Raw genomic sequence first — 18,665 nt, 5'->3', positions numbered from 1 at the left:
CCCCTCGCTCCGTCTTGCTTCCCGCGTGAGGAGCCTGAAGTCCCGCTGCCGACTGAGGAGTTGGCGGCGGGGCTTCGTCGTGTGCGGGGATGCGCGCCCCGTCGAGTCGCTGCCCGGGTGAGTTCGCGTCAGCGTCCGGGGCTCGCTCGCTCGTCCGGGTCGTCCCGTGCGGGGTGGTCGTGTGGCGGGGGCGAGGTGGGTACGGAGGGTGACGGATTGAGCCGTGTTGGCAACTCACCGTGAGGAGTGTGGCGATGGCCGTGGCAACCGCAGAGGCGCCCGTGACGGGGCAGACGCCGAAGAGCATCGACGTCGCGGATGTGCTGATGCACGACGTCGTGGAGTCGGCGGGAATCCCCGTGGCGAAGGAGTGCGGGCGGCCGATCGCGCCGTTCCGGCACCCGTACAAGGGGCGGGTCTGGGACCACTGGGGCTACAAGTGGGTGGAGGGGAACAGGCTCGAATGCCTGGTCATCAGCGGCGACTCCGGCGCGCGCGAGGTGATCCACCTCGTCAACGACCCGTCGGAGCCGCACGGTTGGCGCACCTCCCGGCCGTTCCCGGGGCGCCGCCCGACGCACATCGCGGTGCTGCGTCACGGTGGGGGACTGCTCTGCGTGATGATCGAGGACGGGAAGCTGCTGTGGTCGAGTCACCGCAGCGACGACACCTGGACCGAACCGATCGGGTACGGAAGCGCCGGTGACGGGTGCAACGGCCTGGACGTCGGCTACGTGCGCGACCGCCCGCTCGTCGTCGTCGCGCGGGAGAGCAGGGGGCCGTACTGCTTCACCCTGAACCAGTACGGGGGCTGGGTGGAGAGCGGGGCGCCCGCGATGCGCCGCTGGAGCCTGATGTCGGCACTGCCGTACGGCGAGAAGACGTACGCCGTCAGCGCCTTCCTCGACGAGGAGAACAGGCGCCGGGTCTACTTCGACTGGACCGAGTTCGGCGGCTGGGAGCCGAGGGGGCCCCAGTGCGCCGACGCGGAGAAGGACATCGCCGAGGTGCTGGCCGTGCGCGGGAACGACGTCCTCCTGCTGAACGCCGACGGGACCCTGGCGACGCTGGTGGGAACGTGCCGGCTCTACGTCCCGATCTCCGTCCGTCAGCTCGGGTCCGCCGTCCCCGCGGAGTGCCGCTTCGACCGCGTGGTCAGCCGGACGTGCAAGGAGAAGGCGGGGGAGTTCTGGGACCTGTACGCGCACGACACCGAACAGCGGCTGTGGGTCATCCGCCAGGACCGTAGCGAACCGAGGGGCGAGGACGGGCACCCGAATTTCTGTCCGCCAGTCCCCGTCGACACCGGCGTCGGGGACATGGATGTCAGCCACGACATGTGGGAGGAGTCCCTGCTCTTCTCCTACGGCGCACAGGACCGCCGGCTCCGCCTGGAGGTCCAGGACATGCGCACGCGGATGTGGCGTGAAGTCGACGTCCTGCCGCCCACCGGCGGGGTGCTGCTGGAGAAGACGGTGCACCGGGTCGAGGCCGTCGTCCGGGACCAGCGCGGCGCCCCCGTACCGCACGCCGAGGTCGGCATCAGCGCCCCCGAGGGAGCGGCCGACTGCGAGATCTACTGGAGGGACCCGCGCCCGGCGAGCAAGCAGACCCACCCGCGGATGCTGACCGTCACCCACGGCGGAGCCACGGTGTACGCCGACGACGCCGGCCGGGTGGTCTTCACCCTCTCCGCCGGAGGTGGACTGACCGCACGTGAACTGGACCTGAAAGCGGGGTCGTTCATCGTGACGGCCCGCCCCGGCCAGAAGGTGCTGTCCTACCTCAAGGGGACGGGCACCCTCCGCGAGACGGATCCGCGCGGGCCGCTCCCGCAGTTCGACGAGGGCGGGGAGGCGCTCAAGCACCTCAACTCGGAGGCGGAGGAGCAGACCAGGAAGGACGCCGCGCACTGGATGCGCCAGGCGGCCGCGGCCGGACTCGGGACCGAGCCGCAGGGCATCGTGACCGTCGCCGCTCCCGAGGAGGGGGACGGTGCGGAGGCGCAGGGCTGGTGGGACTCGTTCACCCACTGGGCCGGGGACGTCTGGCGCAGCGTCTCCCGGGGGGTGGCGACGGCCGCGAAGTGGGTGGTGCAGGAGTCCCAGGTGGTCCTGGACGGGGTGAAGTGGCTCGGTCAGGAGTTCGTCAAGGGCGGCAAGCTCGTGATCGCCGGAATCCAGCAGGCGTGCCACGCCGTCGTCACCCTGTTCCAGAAGATCGTGGACACCGTCGGGAAGGCGATCGAGTGGCTCAAGGCGCTGCTCGACTTCCCGGCGATGTGGCGTACCAAGTGCGCGTTCACCGAGGGCATGGACCTGGCGTTCGGGCAGGCCCAGAAGCAGGTCACCGGTATGAAGCAGGCCGCCGACACTTGGCTGGACAACGAACGCGACGCACTGCGCCGGGCCGTGAAGCAGGCGCGGAGCACGTACGGGCACCATCCGCTGAGCACAGGGACGGGGCCCGGCAGCGAGGGCGGGAAGCTGAGGGAGCACACCCAGGACCCGACGGCGAACTGGCTGTACGACAAGGTCAGGGCCACCCCGCCCGGCGAGCTCCAACTGGGCGGACACAGCGCGCTGGAGACCGCCTGGAACGACTTCCGGCAGAACCTCGACAGCTTCACGAACGACGGCAAGAAGATCGGCAACGATCTCCTGGCACTCGGCGGCGACCTGATCACCAACCCTTCGTCCGACAAGACCGTCGGCGACCTGCTCGGCCTCGCGGGCGACATCGAGGACGCGCTGCTGGTCGTGATCAAGGGCTTCGTGGACGGGGTGGCCGACCTCGTGGACGTCGGAATCGGTGCGCTGGACGACGTGCTCCGGGCCGAACTCCCCGTCCCCGACGGGCTGAGGACACTGTGGAGGTGGGTGGTCGCCGCGGGCGGCGGCGACCCGGACAACGAACCGCTGAACCTGGCCAACCTGATCGCGCTGCTCGCGGCCGTCCCCGTCACCGTCGTGTACAAACTGGCCCACGGCAACGCCGAGCCCTTCCCGGGCGGCACGCTGCCCGAGCTCAACTCCCTTGACGCGGACGGCGGTTCCGACGCCGCCAAGCTCTGCCTGTTCGTCTCCGGCCTCCTCACGGCGTTCTCCGTACTCCCCGCCGTCGCCTCCGACTGGATGGGCGACGCCACGCCGACCTGGCTTTCGGCGGGCAGCCTGGTGCTGACCGTGCTGACGCTCGGGCTCGCCAACTACGAGTACGTCAAGGGCGCGGTGAGCGTACTGCGGGACCCGGTCGCGGCGATCTGCGCGGCGCACGTCGTCGAGTTCGTCATCTGCGTCGTCCTGGTCTCCCTCAGCCGCATCCAGGCCGCGTACGAGCTCGTCAAGAGGTTCACCCCGTGGCTGACCACGGGCCTCGGGGTCCTCGGCCTCCTCTACTACGGCTACAAGGCGGGCCGGAACGCCTTCCCGAACGTCGCGACCACCGCCTCCGGCGCCCTCGCCACTCTCAGCCCCTGCACGGCCTTCCTCAACTCCGAGTCCTTCCGCGAGAGCGAGTACGCCCTCCCCGCGAAACTCGCCGTCGACACCATCGGCCTCGTCGGCAGCGGCACCCTGGTGGCGGTCAACGCTTCGCCGCTGGCGGGGGAGTGAACGGCTGCCACTACCCGACGGCCCCGGACGGTACGGCGTCCGGGGCCCGTGTCCGTCGCCACGAACTCCCAAAGCCGCTCTGAGCTGCACGTCCCCCGCCGGAATCCGGGGTGGCTGTCACCGGTCGCCGTTAGGGTGACCGACTGATCGTGTGTACGGCCTGGGGGGTGGGACAGATGCCGGTGGGGGAACTGGCGGAGGGCCTCGCGGCACTGTCGGGCGGGGACGAGTCGGTCGATCTGCGCGCGCTGGTGGGGGAGTTCCGGCGCAGCGTGGTGCTCGTGCCGACGCTGGACGACTCCCTGCTGACGGTGGAGTCCGAGGGCCTGCGCTGGCTGTTCGCCTTCACCGGCGAGGAACCCCTGGCGGACTTCGCGCGGGCGCGCGGGCTGGGGGACGACTCCAGAGCCGCGTACCTGACGATGCGCGGCGCCCGGCTGCTGGACGTCGTCGTACCGGCCGTGCCAGGACCGGCCGGCGTCGCGGTGGACGCGGGTTCCGGAGCGGGCATGCTGCTGCCGCCCGTGCGCGGCGTGGTCCCGGACGAGGCGGCCGTCGACGCGAGCGCCGTCCAAGGGGAGGGGAACGGCTGATGGCAGGCGGTTACCGGCTCGATCCGGACGCGCTGAGGAAGGTCGAGAAGGGCATCAACGACGCCATGGAGGAGCTGAAGGAGTTCGGCTTCGACATCAGCGCCAACCTCGGACACGGCTTCTCCGACATGGAATTGAAGGGCCTGGAGGTCGGCGACGCGGAACTGACCGACGCCTTCGCCGGGTTCTGCGACCGCTGGGGGTGGGGCGTGCACGGCCTGATGCAGGACGCGAACGACATCGCCATGGCCCTGAACCTCAACGCCGGCATGTACCACGAGCAGGAGCAGTACGTGTCCGGCACGTTGAAGACGGTCGTGTCCTCGGCGATGGGTGACCCGGGCCTGAGTCAGGAGGAGATCGAGGGCCGCTCCTGGAAGGAGACCCTGGGCGACAACGCCTACACACAGGCCCGGGACGCCGACTACTCGACCGACTCCCTGCTGCGGGGCGCCAGTGACGCGCTCGGTTCCTGGGGCCAGACCGTCGAGGACGTCAAGAGCTCACCCCTGGGCGCCGGCCCCGGCTACACCGACCGCGTGGACTGGCAGTGGGACGGGGAGCCGGAGGCCGGAGGAAGCGGCAGTGACGGGGGGAAGGGCTGATGGGAGTCGGGGGATTCCTCAACGACCTCGGCGAGGGCGCGGAAGCGGCCCTCGACAAGGGCAAGGAGGCCGTCGGCGAGGGCATCGAACGCGCGGGCGGTGCGACGGCGGGTGCCCTCGACGCCGTCGGCTGGAAGTCGGGCGCCGAAGCCGTCCGGGACGGCAGCGAATCCGTCGCCAACCGCATGGGCGCGGACGTCGCCGAGCGGGAACTGGGCGAGACGGAGGACCCGAAGGAGCTGATCCACGGCAGCCCGGACAAGCTGGAGGAGCGCGCCGGGAACCTCAAGCGGTTCTCCGGCGCCTTCGAACGGGTCGGGCAGGGCATGCGCGGCCTGGACGCCGGTGACTGGCAAGGCGAGGCGGCGGACCGGTTCCGGGAGAAGTTCGAGGTCCAGCCGAAGCAGTGGCTGAAGGCCGCGGACGCCTGCGAGGACGCGAGCCGGGCGCTGAAGACCTATGCGGCGACGGTCAGTTGGGCGCAGGGGCAGGCGCGGGAGGCGATCGACCGCTGGAAGGAGGCCGAGAAGCGCTCCGAGCAGGCGCGCAACAGCCACAACGCCGACGTCGACGCGTACAACGCCAAGGCGGAGGAGTACAACGCCGCGTCCGAGGCCGGGAAGGACCCCGGCCCGAAGCCCACGAAGCCCGGCGACTTCACCGACCCGGGCAACGAGGGCCGCGAGGCCGCCCGGCACCTGCTCGCCGAGGCACGCACACAGCGCGGGTCGGCGGCCCAGGACGCGGCCCGCGCGGTGGCCGAGGCCCGCGAACAGGCCCCGGCGAAGCCCTCGTTCCTGGACCGCGGGCAGCAGCTGGCCCTGGACGGGGTCGTGTCGTCCCAGCTGGGGCAGATGCATCTGGCGGGCGGCTTCGTCAAGGGCCTCGCGGACGTGGGCAAGCTGGTCCGGACGGTCAACCCGATGGACCCGTACAACCTCACGCACCCCGGCCAGTGGCTCTCGAACTCCCAGATGGTGCTCTCCGGCCTGGTCTCCACGGCCGCGCATCCGGAACGCCTGCCGAAGGCGATCATCGGCTCCGGCTGGGGCAGCGATCCGCACGAGGCGACGGGCACGCTGCTGTCCAACCTCGTCGGCGCCAAGGGAGCCGGCGGTGTGGCCAAGGGCGCGGCCAGATCCGGGGCACGCGCCGGGGCCAAGGGCGCGGCGCGCAACTCCCTCGACGGCATCCGGAACACGCTCGACAAGATCCGCGAGTCCCTGCGCAAGGACACCTGCCAGGACCCGGTCGACGTCGCGACGGGACGCATGATCCTGCCGCAGACGGACGTCCGGCTGCCCGCGCTGCTCCCGCTCGACTTCTCCCGTACGTTCGAGTCCTCGTACCGCTCGGGCGGCTGGTTCGGGCAGTGCTGGGCCTCGACGGTGGACCAGCGGCTGGAGATCGACGCGGAGGGCGTCGTCCTCGTCGCCGAGGACGGCAGCCTGCTGCCCTTCCCGCACCCGGCGGTGGGCGTCCCGACCCTGCCGGAGGAGGGGCGCCGCCGCTGGCGGCTGGAGCTCTCCGCGCACGGCGACTACACGGTCACCGACCCGGAGTCCGGCCGCGTGTGGCACTTCGACCCGCCTGCCGCCGACCTCGGCGGCGACGGCGTCGCGCCGCTCTCCCAGATCACCGACCGCACCACCCAGTGGCTCACCTTCGAACGCGACGCACAGGGTGTGCCGCTCGCGGTCGAGCACAGCGCGGGCTACCGCCTGGAGTTCGACACCGACGAGAACCGGAACCGGATCACGGCACTCCGCCTGGCCGGAGTCCCCGAGCCGCTGGTCCGGTACGGCTACGACGACAACGGCCACCTGGCCTCGGTCACCAACTCCTCCGGCAGGCCGACCGAGTTCACGAACGACACCGAAGGCCGCATGCTGGCCTGGCGGGACAGCAACGGCTCCGCCTTCTCGTACGTGTACGACGAACAGCACCGCTGCACCTACCAGTCGGGTCAGGACGGCCACCTGCGCAGCACCTTCCGCTACGAGGAGCTGGCGGACGGCCAGCGGGCCACGGCCGTCACCGACTCCCTCGGCCACACCACCCGGTACCTCACGGACCTCCGCTGCCGCCTCGTCGAACAGACCGACCCGACCGGCGCCACCACCCGCACCACCTACGACGAGCACGACCGCCCCCTGACGGTCACCGACCCGCTGGGCCGCGTCACCTCGTACGCCTACGACGAGGCGGGCCGCCCCGTCATGGTCGTCCGCCCCGACGGGCACTACACCAGCGTCGGCCGGGACGGCGAGGGCCGGCCGGTGATCGTCGCCGGTCCCGAGGGCGTGCAGGCCCGGCTGGAGTGGGACGCGCACGGCAACCGCACCGCCGTCACGGACGCCTCCGGCGCCACGACCCGCTTCACCTACACCGCGACGGGTCATCTGGCCGCCGTCACCGACGCGTTGGGCCACGCCACGACGGTGACGACGGACCGCGCGGGGCTCCCGCTGACGATCACCGACCCGCTCGGAGCCACCACGACGTACCAGCGGGACGCCTTCGGCCGCCCCGTCCGCCTGACCGACCCGCTCGGCCACGTCACCGCCCTCACCTGGACCCCGGAGGGCAAGCCCGCCTCCCGTACGGGCCCGGACGGCGCCACGGAGCGCTGGGAGTACGACGGCGAGGGCAACTGCCTCCGCCACACCGACCCGCTCGGCGCGGTGACGGCGTACGAGTACACCCACTTCGACCTGCTCGCCGCCCGCACCGACCCGGACGGCGTACGCCACGAGTTCCGCCACGACACCGAACTCCGACTCACCCAGGTCACCAACCCCCAGGGCCTGCACTGGAGTTACACCTACGACCCGGCCGGCCGCCTAGTCGGCGAGACCGACTTCGACGACCGCACGGTCTCCTACGAGCTGGACGCGGCCGGAGCGCTGCGCACCCGCACCGACGCCCTCGGCCTGACCATCGGCTTCGACCGCGACGCACTCGGCCGCGTCACCCGCCAGAACGCCGACGGCGCGGTGACGACGTACACCTACGACCTCACCGGCGCGCTCGTCCGGGCAGCCGGCCCCGAGGCCACGGTCGACCTCGAACGGGACGCCGCCGGCCGCGTCCTGCGGGAGACCACCGACGGACGCGCCCTCCTCCACGAGTACGACATCCTCGGCCGCCGAATACGCCGCGTCACCCCGTCCGGCGCGGAGACGACGTACGCGTACGACGCCGCCGGCAACCGCACCGGGCTGACCACCAACGGCCGCGCCCTCGACTTCACCCACGACGCGGCGGGGCGGGAGACGGGGCGCCGGGTGGGGGCCTCGGTGTCCATGGCCCAGCTGTGGGACCCGGCGGGCCGCCTCGCCGAACAGACCGTCCAGGCAGCGGCGGGCCCCGTCCAGCACCGGGCCTACACCTACCGCGCCGACGGCGCCCTCACCGGCCTGACCGACCGGCTCAACGGCCCCAGCAGCTTCGACCTCGACGCCGCCGGCCGCGTCACCACCGTCCGCGCCCGCGACTGGACCGAGTCCTACGCCTACGACGAGGCCGGCAACCAGACCCGCGCCGACTGGCCCGACCGGCACGCCGCCTCCGCCGCCCGCGGCGAACGCACCTACACCGGCACCCGCATCGGCTCGGCCGGCCGCATCCGCTACGAACACGACGCCGCGGGCCGCATGGTCCTCCGCCAGAAGACCCGCCTGTCCGCCAAGCCCGACACCTGGCGCTACGAGTGGGACGCCGAGGACCGGCTGTGCGCCGTCACCACCCCCGACGGCACCCGCTGGCGCTACGTCTACGACCCCCTCGGCCGCCGCACCGCCAAGCTGCGCCTGGCGCCCGACGGCACTACCGTCACCGAACGGACCGACTTCACCTGGGACGGCCCCACTCTCGTCGAACAGACCGACACCAGCACCGGCATCACCCTGACCTGGGACCACGACGGCTTCACCCCGCTCACCCAGACCGAACGCGTCACCGACACCACCACCCAGGCGGAGATCGACTCCCGCTTCTTCGCCATCGTCACCGACCTCGTCGGCACCCCCACCGAACTCCTCGACGAACAGGGCGACATCGCCTGGCGCACCCGCACCACCCTCTGGGGCACCACCACCTGGACCGCCGACGCCACGGCCCACACCCCCCTCCGCTTCCCCGGCCAGTACCACGACCCCGAATCCGGCCTCCACTACAACCTCAACCGGCATTACGACCCGACGACGGGGCGGTACGTTTCGCCGGACCCGCTGGGGCTCTTGCCTTCGCCGAATCCGGTCGCGTATGTGAGCAATCCGCAGGGGTGGGTTGATCCGCTGGGGTTGGCGGCTTGTCGGTCCGGAACTGTTTGGGATGACATCAAGGGCACACAGCCCAATTATCCTGGCACGGACCTCCCCAAATCTTTTGAAATGCAAGCAGGTGATGCCAGAGTATGGGTCCATGGAAATGCAACGAAGCATATGGATGAATATGCGCGAGGGCGGATGAATGAGCTAGTTGGCCCTGACCATGTTCGCCAGATCAACCAACAGCAGCTGCGGAGTCTCCAGTCCGCTGTTGCGGAGGCCTCAAGGGATGGCGTTCCACTGGGTAGGATGGTTGAAGTGGGCGGGTGGGAGTTGAAGTTCAGTCAGCGCCCCGAGGATCCACTTCCTGCTTTGATTCACGGGCTGTACAAGGGGTGAAGACAGTGTTGAAGGTCGTAGGGGTGAAGGGCTGCGAGACAGGAACGGCGGAGTCCGACCCCTGGATCCCCTTTTCGGCGTCTTGGGGTTCCGGGAGTGGTCAACGGCCCCTTTATTTGCGTATCACTGGCTCTGTGTCCGGAGAGGTCGAGGTCAAGGTGGACCCCCAGGACGGCGCCTTGTTGCAGTTCATTGTGATCGAGGCGCCCTCGTCCGCCGCCATGCGCGGCGGGCAGTTCATCGAGGAGGCTGTGTCAGGGGTTCCGATTGTTGACTGCTCGCCCTGGGGTCGGCAGGACAACCCGGATTATTCTATGCCGAGAGACAGTGTTGTCTCTGTAGTGGCAGAGCTCTTCTGTCATGCTGATTCGGGTGTTTATAGGATAGAGTTTGGCACCTCTGCTTCCAGGTGCTCTGTGAGGTGCGGGGACATTTCCGTGGAGTATGCAGGTGATGGTGATATTACGGCTGTGGAAGCTCTTATTGGCCTGTGACGTCACGGCGTCTGCATGGTTTGCAGGTGCGCGTCGGAACTTAAAGCCGAACTCATGCCTGAAAAGTTCGCTGTCAACGTTCAGGTCGCGGGGAAGGAAGAGGAGTGGCTTCTGAGCGTTTGCGAGGGTGAGTACTTCTGCGTGATTCTCGCGTCTGCACGTCGTAGCGATGAGTTCTCAGCGCTCGGCGTGAACGCTTTCGGTGCCTTACGGAACCTTCGGAAGGAGCTCGATCCCAGAGGGATGCCCCCTTCCATGCCGGCCTCCGTGGAAGAACAGGATGCCTGCTGGGCGCGCCACCTCAAGCGCAGGAAGAGCTGGGTGAACTTCGTCAACCCGCTCTGGTGGGGCTACTTTTCATGGCTTCCCGGGGAGCTCCGCAGAATGTGGATCCATATGGGCCGACACCTGCGGTGAACGAAGAGTAGCTTCTGAGGCCCGCCTGCGCTGGGCGCGACCCCCGGCCCCCGAACTCCCGGTAACCCCACCCGTCTTCCGCCCACCCCCATCACCTTCCGGCCATCCACGCGCGCCCGCACCCCTCCGCCCCCGCACACCCCCTAGCGTGACGCCCGCCCCACGCCGAACCGGCGATGCGCGCGTACTGCGTGAGGGGTGGAACGGTGAGAGGGAGTGAGGCGGGGATGACGGTGACCAACTGGCGGGAGCGGTCCGTGATCGTGACCGGGGGGACGCGGGGGATCGGGCGTGGGGTCGCCGAGTTGTTCGCCGCGCGGGGTGCGGCGGTTGTGGTGACGGGGCGGGACGAGGCGGTGGCGCGGAAGTCCGCCGTCGAGCTGGCCGCGCGTACCGGTGGGCGGGTGCACGGGATCGGGGTCGATCTGCGGGATCCGCAGGCGGTGGAGGCGATGGCGGCGGAGGCGGAGGAGCGGCACGGTCATGTCGACCTGGTCTGCGCGAACGCCGGGATCTTCCCCGAGAAGCCGTTGCGCGAGATGACGGCGGCGGACATCGACGAGGTGCTGGAGGTCAACCTGCGGGGCACGATGCTCACGGTGAAGAGCTGCCTGCCCCTGCTGGAGCGCGCCGGGCACGGCCGGATCGTGCTGACGTCGTCCGTCACCGGGCCCACCACCGGGTACTCCGGCTGGTCCCACTACGGCGCGAGCAAGGCGGGTCAGCTCGGCTTCCTGCGCAGCGCGGCGCTCGAACTCGCGCCGCAGGGCATCACCGTCAACGCCGTCCTCCCCGGGAACGTCCGTACCGAGGGGCTGGCCGGTCTGGGGGAGGAGTACCTGAGGACGATGTCGGCCGCGATCCCGCTCGGCCGGCTCGGCGAGACCGAGGACATCGCCCACACCGTCCTGTTCCTCGCCTCCGACGAGGCCGCCTACATCACCGGCCAGACCCTCACCGTCGACGGCGGCCAGACGCTTCCCGAGTCCCTGGACGCCTTCAGCTCCCCCGGCGCCTGACCCGGCCACCAGCTCCGGGAGCCCTCACCTGCCCCGTACAGACATGCTGGTCCGGGCCCTTACGGCTCCTCTACGCTTGTATGCCTGGTTCGAGCGGGGGTTGGGGGCGCGATGCTGTCGGGGGAGACCGAGGGTCCGGATGAGGCGCTGGCCGAAGTGCGGGCGCTGGTGGGGGAGTTCCGGCGTTCGCTGGTGCTGGTTCCGCTGCGGGACGGCGGGATCATGACGGGGGATCTGGGCGGCGTGCGGTGGATCTACGCCTTCACCGATACGGACACGCTGACGGCGTTCGCGCGGTCACGGGGCGAGGGAGGCCAGTGGCCGTTCCGCCGGGTGTACGGGGCGCGGCTGCTGGACGAGACGGTCGGGGAGGTCGACGGCCCCTGCGGCGTCGCCGTCGACGTCGGCAGCGAGGGCGCGTTCGTGCTGCCGCCGGTGGAGGGGATCGTGGCCGGTCACGCGGTGGTCGAGGGGGCGTCCTCATGAGCAGCGGGTACTCGTTCGATCCGGAGGCGGCCAAGCAGGTCGAGAAGGGGCTGCGGGACGCGCAGGCGGAGCTGGAGGCGACGGGCTACTTCTCCGTCACGGCGCAGCAGGGGCACGGGTTCCAGTTCATGCTGATGTCCGGGATGGACATGGGTTCCGGTGAACTCGCGGACGTCTTCGGGCAGTTCTGCGGCCGCTGGGGGATGGCGATCCACGGCAAGATGCAGCAGCTGAACGACATCGCGTACAAGCTGGATCTGTCGGCGGGGCTGTACCACGAGCAGGAGCAGTACGTGAACGACAGCCTCAAGGAGGTCGTGACCTCGGCGTTCTCGCACAACCCGGCCGAGGGCATGGCCAATGCCGAAACGGCGGGCGAGAGGTCCTGGGGCGAGGTGTGGGACGAGTCGCTGAAGCCGAAGCCCGAGATTGACACCTCGCAGCCGGACTGGGGCGCGATGGGCGACCAGTGGAAGCAGACCGGGGAGGACTTCTCGACCTCCCCGTGGCAGGACGTCGCCGGCCCCGACCGGTGGGACGACTCCGACTGGCAGTGGGACGGCGCTCCCGAGGAGCAGCAGGGCAAGGGCGACGGGGGTAGCTGACGATGGGGCTGGGGGAGGCGTTCAACGAGGTCGTCGGCGCCGTCGACAAGGGCAGCGAGGCCCTGGGCAACGGCCTTGAGTGGGCTGGTGACACGGCCGCCGACGGGCTGGACCACGTCGGCTTGGAGGATGCCGCCGAAGGGGTGAGGGACGCCGGGGAGTGGACGGCGGACAAGCTCGGCGCCGAGGTCTCCGAACGCCAGTTGGGCGAGACGGAGGACCCGAAGGAGATCATCCACGGTGACGTGGAGAAGCTGACCGAACGGGCCGAGCATCTGCGGGACTTCTTCAAGGCGTTCGACAACCTCGGCTCCGGTCTCAAGCGGCTGGACGTGCACGGCTGGGAGGGCGAGGCGGGGGACGCCTTCCGGGCCGAGTTCGAGCCGCAGCCGAAGTTCTGGACGGGCGCCGCGGACGCCTGCGAGGCGGCGGCGAAGACGCTGGTCGAGTACGCCTCGACGGTGCAGTGGGCGCAGGGCGAGGCGAAGGAGGCCGTCGCGCTGTACAAGGAGTCCAAGGCGGCCTCGGACAAGGCGGTCAAGGAGTACAACGACACCGCCGACGAGTGGAACCACAAGAACGAGGCCGGGCAGGACCCGGGCCCGAAGCCGCCGCCGTTCCAGGACCCGGGCAAGGCGGGCCTGGAGCGGGCCCAGCACATGGTCACCGAGGCGCGGCACCAGCGGGACGACGCCGCCCGCAGGTCCGCCGACGCGGTCAAGGGGCTGGTGGAGCAGGCGCCGGAGATGCCCGGCGGCTGGGAGATGCTCAAGTCCGCCGGCCGGGACATGGCCGAGGGGATGGCGCTCAACAGCGTGCACCTGCTCGGTGGTGCGCTGAAGGGCCTGGGCGAGACGGTCGGCCTGGTGCGGATGCTCAACCCGACCGACCCGTACAACCTGACCCACCCGGGCCAGTACCTGACCAACCTCAACGGAGTCGTCACCGGCCTGGCGTCCACCGTCGCCCACCCCGAACGTCTCGTCGGCATCGTCAAGAACCAGAACTGGCGTGATCCGTCCGAGGCGTTGGGCGGCATCCTCGTCGAGGTCGTCGGCGGCAAGGGCGCGGGCGGCGTGGTCAAGGGCGGGATCAAGGGCGGCATCAAGGGGGGTGCGAAGGAAGCGGTCGAGCAGGGCGTGAAACAGGGCGCCCGCAGGTCCGTCAAGGAACGCCTGGACGATCTGGCCCGCGACCTGAACTGCAAGGTCCTGCGGAACGAGCCGGTCGACATGGCCACCGGCCGCATGGTCCTCCCGCAGACGGACGTGACCCTGCCGGGCACCTTCCCGCTGGAGTTCACCCGCACCTTCGAGTCCGCCTACCGCAACGGCGGCTGGTTCGGCCCGGCTTGGGCCTCCACCGTCGACGAACGGCTCGAAATCGACGCCGAGGGCGTGTGTCACGTCGCGGCGGACGGCAGCGTCCGCGCCTACCCGCACCCGGCCCCCGGCCTGCCCGTCACCCCGCTCAAGGGCGTCCCGTGGGCCCTGGAGCGCGAACCGGACGGCTCCTACCGGCTGTTCGACCCGGTCACGCGCCTGACCCGCACCTTCGAATCGCCGGCGGGCGTCGAACCCGGCGGCGACGGCATCGCCCGACTCGTCTCCACAGCCGACGCCCAGGACAACTGGCTCTCCGTGGAATGGGAGTTGGGCCGGCCCCACTCCATATCCCACTCCGGCGGCTACGAACTCCTCTTCACCTGCACCGAGGGCCGCATCACGGGCCTCGCCCTCGCCACCCCCGAAGGCCCGGTCACCCTCCGCACCTACGGCTATGACGACCGCGGCTTCCTCACCTCCGTGGCCGACGCGGAAGACCGCCCCACGGTCTACGACGTGGACGACCGCGGTCGTATCACCAAGTGGACCGACAGCAACGGCAGTTCGTTCTCCTACGTCTACGACGACGAAGACCGCTGCATCAGCCACGAGGGGGAGGCGGGCCACCTCGCCGCCCGCTTCGAGTACGCCCTGGAGAGCCCCGAACCGGGCTGCACCCTCACCCGCGTCACCGACTCCCTCGGCCACACCTCCCACTTCACCGTCGACGACCGACTGCGCATCATCACCGAACGCGACCGCGCCGGCCGTCTTACCCGCACGACGTACGACGACGACCACCGCCCCCTGACGGTCACCGACCCGCTGGGCGCCACGACGACGTACACCTACGACCCCCACGGCCGCCCCCTGACCGTCCAACGCCCGGACGGCACCACCGCCTCCGTCACCTACGACGACGCGGGCAACCCGACCGAACTACACGACCCGGACGGGGCGGTGACCCGGAGGGAGTACGACGGGGCGGGGCGGCTTCTCGGGGTGACCCGTCCGGACGGCACGACGACGCTGCTCGGACACGACAGCAGCGGCCGGCTCGCCTCCGTGACCGACCCGCTCGGACAGGTCACGCGCGTGGAGAGTGATCCGGCCGGGCTGCCTTTCCGCGTCACGGACCCGCTGGGTGCCACGACGACGTACCACCGGGACGCCTTCGGCCGTCCGACGGCGGTGACCGACCCGTTGGGCAACTCCACGCACATGCACTGGACCCCCGACGGCAAACTCACCCGTCGCACCGGCCCGGACGGCGCCGTTGAGTCGTGGCAGTGGGACGGCGAAGGCAACCTCCTGCGCCACACGGACCCGGCAGGCGGCGTCACCCAGTACACCTACACCCACTTCGACTTGCTGCAGGCCCGCACCGATCCGGACGGGGCAAGCCACGCCTTCGCGTACGACACCGAGCTGCGGCTGCGACAGGTCACCAACCCGCAGGGGTTGACCTGGGAGTACGAGTACGACGCCACAGGACTCGTCATCGGCGAACAGGACTTCGACGGACGTCGTCTGTACTACACGCACGACGACGCGGGCCGACTGAGCATGTACTCGAACATGGCGGGCCAGTCCGTCAGTTACCAGTACGACCTGCTCGGCCTGATGACATGCAAGAACGTCGACGGTGACGAGACGCGGTACACCTACGATCCGGCGGGGCGCCTGGTCACCGCGGCAACGCTGGATTCCGAACTGGTGCTGCAACGCGACCGGATGGGACGCCTGCGCACGGAGATGTACGAGGGCCGGGTGCTGGCCTTCGAGCGGGACGAGCTCGGCCGTCCTGTCCGGCGCACCACCCCCGCCGGTGCCGTGACCGCCTATGCGTATGACGCCGCGGGAAACCGGGTCGGCCTGGACCTGGACGGTCACGCCCTCGACTCCACCTTCGACATCGTGGGCCGGGAAACCAGCCGCCAGGTCGACACCGCGCTGAACTGGGTGAACCGGTGGGACACGGCAGGGCGTCTCGTCGCCCAGAGCGTGACCGCCGACAGTGGCGCCAGCGATCCGCGTGTCGCCGGCGGCACCGGAGGGGTGGTGCAGCAGCGCAGCTACGAGTACCGTCCGGACGGCTACCTCACCGGCCTCACCGACCGCCTCAACGGCTCCCGCCGCTTCCGTCTCGACCGCGCGGGCCGCGTCACCCAGGTCACCGGTCAGGACTGGAGCGAGACCTACGCCTACGACACCGCGGGCAACCTTGCGCAAGCCGCCTGGCCCGCCTCTCACGGCGAATCCGCCACCGGCCTCCGCGAGTACACCGGCACCCGTGTGACCAGGGCAGGCCGGTGGACCTACGTTCACGATGAGGCCGGCCGTGTCGTCGAACGTCGCAAGACCCGGCTGTCCCGCAAGCCGGACGTGTGGCGCTACGAGTGGGACGCCGAAGACCACCTGACCACCTGCACCACGCCCGACGGCGCGGTCTGGCGGTACCGCTACGACCCACTTGGCCGCCGCAGTGCCAAGCAGCGCCTCGACGCCGACTGTCAGGTGATCGAGGAAACCGTCTTCAGCTGGGACGGCACACAGGTCATCGAGCAGTGCACCACCGGTGCCGCTTCGGAGCGACCGATCGCTCTCACTTGGGAGTACAACGGCCTCGCCGCAATTGCCCAGACCGAGCGCGCGCTGGACCCGGACAGCCAACAGGCTGTCGACGCTCGCTTCTTCGCGATCATCACCGACCTGGTCGGCACCCCGACGGAACTGGTCGCCCCTGACGGCGACTTGGCCTGGCGTACCCGCAGCACCTTGTGGGGCACCACGGCCGTGGCACGCGGCAGCACCGCCCACACCCCGCTCCGCCACCCCGGCCAGTACGCCGACCCGGAGACCGGACTTCACTACAACCTCAAGCGTCACTACGACCCTCTGACGGCCCGGTACGCAAGCCCCGACCCGCTGGGGCTCGCACCACACCCGAATCCGGTTGCGTGGGTACACAATCCGCACGGGTGGACTGACCCGCTGGGGCTGACGCCGTGCAAGAAGGCAACCGAAGACCTTAATTGGAACGAGAAGAGCCGGCCCACCTTTGGGCACACGTTCAGTCAGCACGGGGCAGGAGAGCGGAACACTCAAAGCCTGATCGACCGGGCGCGCAGTACAGGTAATGACCAGGGGCAGTGGCTCGACAACAGCAAGGCTGCCGAGTTCCTGAAATCTCAGCATGACCCCGATGGCGGGGTTCGAGATATCCCCATCCCCAAGGGGATGGGGCAGGTGATCAGGTCGGATGGTGAAATCGTTGAGCCTACCCATGCTCGCTTGGTTCCCAAGAAGGATGGAACCTATAAGACGGCCTTCCCTATTGTGAAATGAGAAGAACGTGAACCTTTACATGTCCATCACTCCTCCTTCTGGGCAAGTGGCCACGGATGCGGTACCTGACTCCTCGCTCGATTACGAGTCCTTGGTCATGGATGCGTGCCAGCTCCTTGCAGAGACGGACTGCCAGTTCCATGTGGGTGGATTTGGGCAGGATGGTTGGCCGGTCGACGTCCCTTACGATTTGTCCACTGTGATCGAGCAGGCCCCTGAAGCGATTCATGCTGTGCAGTGCGGTGAGCAGGCGGTCATCGATTTCTATGGACAGGGGGTCGAAAGGTGTCTAACCTTCACGCCCGACCTCGATGTTGTTGTCGTGCGGTGTTCGTCGCGTACTCAATGGGGGCCGAGCCCTGAGGTGGAGCTTGCATCGCGAGATGATGTCATGTTCCTACTCCGGGGCCTTACTGGAGAGTTCAAACGGGCACTGGAGCTCGGGTGCCCGAACTTTGCCACTGTGCAGCCTTTCGCAAGTTGGTGATCAGGTAACTTTGAATGGTCCGCATCGAGCCCGAATGGCCCGCTGAAAGGTCCCCGACGGTCAACTTCGGGTCCCATGAGCCCTGTTGAAGACCTGCTGGCCGATTCCTGCGTGGATCTGAGCCGGACAGCCGACCTTTCGGAGGATCCCCGAACGGTCGAAGACGTGTTGCAGGAGGTTCAACTCGTCGATACACGCGTCCATTCCTTTTCGGGGACGGCGGGATTGCTCTTCGACCTGCGCACTGCGCTGCAGTTCGACGATGGTGAGGCCGGCTTGCTGGTCGTACATGGTTTGCGGGAACTTCACATCTGGTCTGCGGAGCCGGAGGAGAGCAGGGTCTGGACTGTGATGTCGAGCTCCCCGCGTACGTCACCTGACGAGTTCGCCATGGAGCTGGGGCTCAACTCGCGCATTGCTCTGCGGGTTGCCGGGGCACGGGCCCGCTTCTTCACCCTCCGCATTCCAGGGATCAGTGTGGCTCCGCCGGATTCCTCGGGGGGCGAACGGCCTGGGGCCGCCAAGGACTTGGTGGCGTGGTCCTCGCCCTGCTCTGTCCTCCAGTACTTCAGTGGCTGATGGGGCCGCTTCGGGAAGGGCGTGCATCGGCGTGAGAAAGCGTGTCCGTGTCATCGGTATCACGGAAGAGGAAGTCACCCTCAAATTGGTTCCGGAGCAAGGTGCCTTGATCCGGGAGTGTCTGTACTTTCTCCATGAGGCTCCCGAGGACGCGTTGTGCTTCTTCGTGGATGCCTCGTCCGGCGAAATTCTGCAACTGGCGAGGAGGTTCGACCGAGAGGAAAGCCGTGAGTACGTCCTCGGGGTTCGAGGCCTGCGGCTTGCCTACCTCTCCCTCTCTCATGCGCTCAGCCAGTTCTCGCGGGAGGAGGATTTCCACACTCGGATCGGCTGGTACCGGGACGACGCCCGTGACCTGGCTGCTGCGCTATGGGTAGCGCTTGCCGACAATTCTGTTGACGGGTGCTGATCGTCTTCACGGTG

At 69.2% G+C, this 18,665-nt stretch carries 12 protein-coding genes; all 12 read left to right on the top strand.

Annotated elements, in window-relative coordinates:
* The first annotated feature begins 254 nt into the window (after nt 1-254).
* The 12 genes from HCC30_RS05305 (at nt 255) to HCC30_RS05250 (ending at nt 18,651) form a co-directional block, all read left to right on the top strand.
* Nucleotides 255-3,614, top strand: coding sequence for an Ig-like domain-containing protein (locus tag HCC30_RS05305; RefSeq protein ID WP_169440869.1), 3,360 nt, complete (start codon nt 255-257; stop codon nt 3,612-3,614).
* Nucleotides 3,615-3,790: 176 nt separating this feature from the next.
* On the top strand, nt 3,791-4,207 hold the full coding sequence (locus HCC30_RS05300; RefSeq protein WP_169440867.1) for an SseB family protein: 417 nt from the start codon (nt 3,791-3,793) through the stop codon (nt 4,205-4,207).
* Nucleotides 4,207-4,812, top strand: coding sequence for a hypothetical protein (locus tag HCC30_RS05295; protein ID WP_169440866.1), 606 nt, complete (start codon nt 4,207-4,209; stop codon nt 4,810-4,812). Before HCC30_RS05300 ends, HCC30_RS05295 begins: the two co-directional genes overlap by 1 nt.
* A complete protein-coding gene (locus HCC30_RS05290; protein ID WP_169440865.1) occupies nt 4,812-9,482 on the top strand; it encodes a putative T7SS-secreted protein in 4,671 nt (1,556 codons plus the stop codon). Before HCC30_RS05295 ends, HCC30_RS05290 begins: the two co-directional genes overlap by 1 nt.
* 134 nt (nt 9,483-9,616) lie before the next feature.
* On the top strand, nt 9,617-9,976 hold the full coding sequence (locus tag HCC30_RS05285; protein ID WP_169440863.1) for a hypothetical protein: 360 nt from the start codon (nt 9,617-9,619) through the stop codon (nt 9,974-9,976).
* A gap of 54 nt (nt 9,977-10,030) precedes the next feature.
* A complete protein-coding gene (locus HCC30_RS05280) occupies nt 10,031-10,393 on the top strand; it encodes a hypothetical protein (protein ID WP_169440861.1) in 363 nt (120 codons plus the stop codon).
* A 227-nt stretch (nt 10,394-10,620) separates the two neighbouring features.
* Nucleotides 10,621-11,412 carry a 3-oxoacyl-ACP reductase FabG gene (gene fabG, locus HCC30_RS05275; protein WP_169440858.1) on the top strand — a complete coding sequence of 264 codons (792 nt, stop codon included), beginning with the start codon at nt 10,621-10,623 and terminating at the stop codon, nt 11,410-11,412.
* A gap of 111 nt (nt 11,413-11,523) precedes the next feature.
* Nucleotides 11,524-11,898, top strand: coding sequence for an SseB family protein (locus tag HCC30_RS05270; RefSeq protein ID WP_240979330.1), 375 nt, complete (start codon nt 11,524-11,526; stop codon nt 11,896-11,898).
* Complete coding sequence (locus HCC30_RS05265; RefSeq protein ID WP_169440856.1) at nt 11,895-12,503, top strand: hypothetical protein; 609 nt, start codon at nt 11,895-11,897, stop codon at nt 12,501-12,503. The genes HCC30_RS05270 and HCC30_RS05265 overlap by 4 nt, the downstream gene beginning before the upstream one ends.
* A 2-nt stretch (nt 12,504-12,505) precedes the next feature.
* Nucleotides 12,506-17,176 carry a putative T7SS-secreted protein gene (locus HCC30_RS05260; protein ID WP_169440854.1) on the top strand — a complete coding sequence of 1,557 codons (4,671 nt, stop codon included), beginning with the start codon at nt 12,506-12,508 and terminating at the stop codon, nt 17,174-17,176.
* A gap of 562 nt (nt 17,177-17,738) precedes the next feature.
* Complete coding sequence (locus HCC30_RS05255; protein ID WP_169440852.1) at nt 17,739-18,242, top strand: hypothetical protein; 504 nt, start codon at nt 17,739-17,741, stop codon at nt 18,240-18,242.
* Nucleotides 18,235-18,651 (top strand): cadherin repeat domain-containing protein, encoded by a 417-nt coding sequence (locus HCC30_RS05250; RefSeq protein ID WP_169440850.1) that lies wholly within the window; start codon nt 18,235-18,237, stop codon nt 18,649-18,651. Before HCC30_RS05255 ends, HCC30_RS05250 begins: the two co-directional genes overlap by 8 nt.
* Nucleotides 18,652-18,665: the final 14 nt, after the last annotated feature.

Origin of the sequence: Streptomyces sp. HNM0574 (genome assembly GCF_012726235.1) — a bacterium.
In the GTDB taxonomy this organism is placed as follows: domain Bacteria; phylum Actinomycetota; class Actinomycetes; order Streptomycetales; family Streptomycetaceae; genus Streptomyces.
This window is presented reverse-complemented; position numbering and strand designations above follow the sequence as displayed.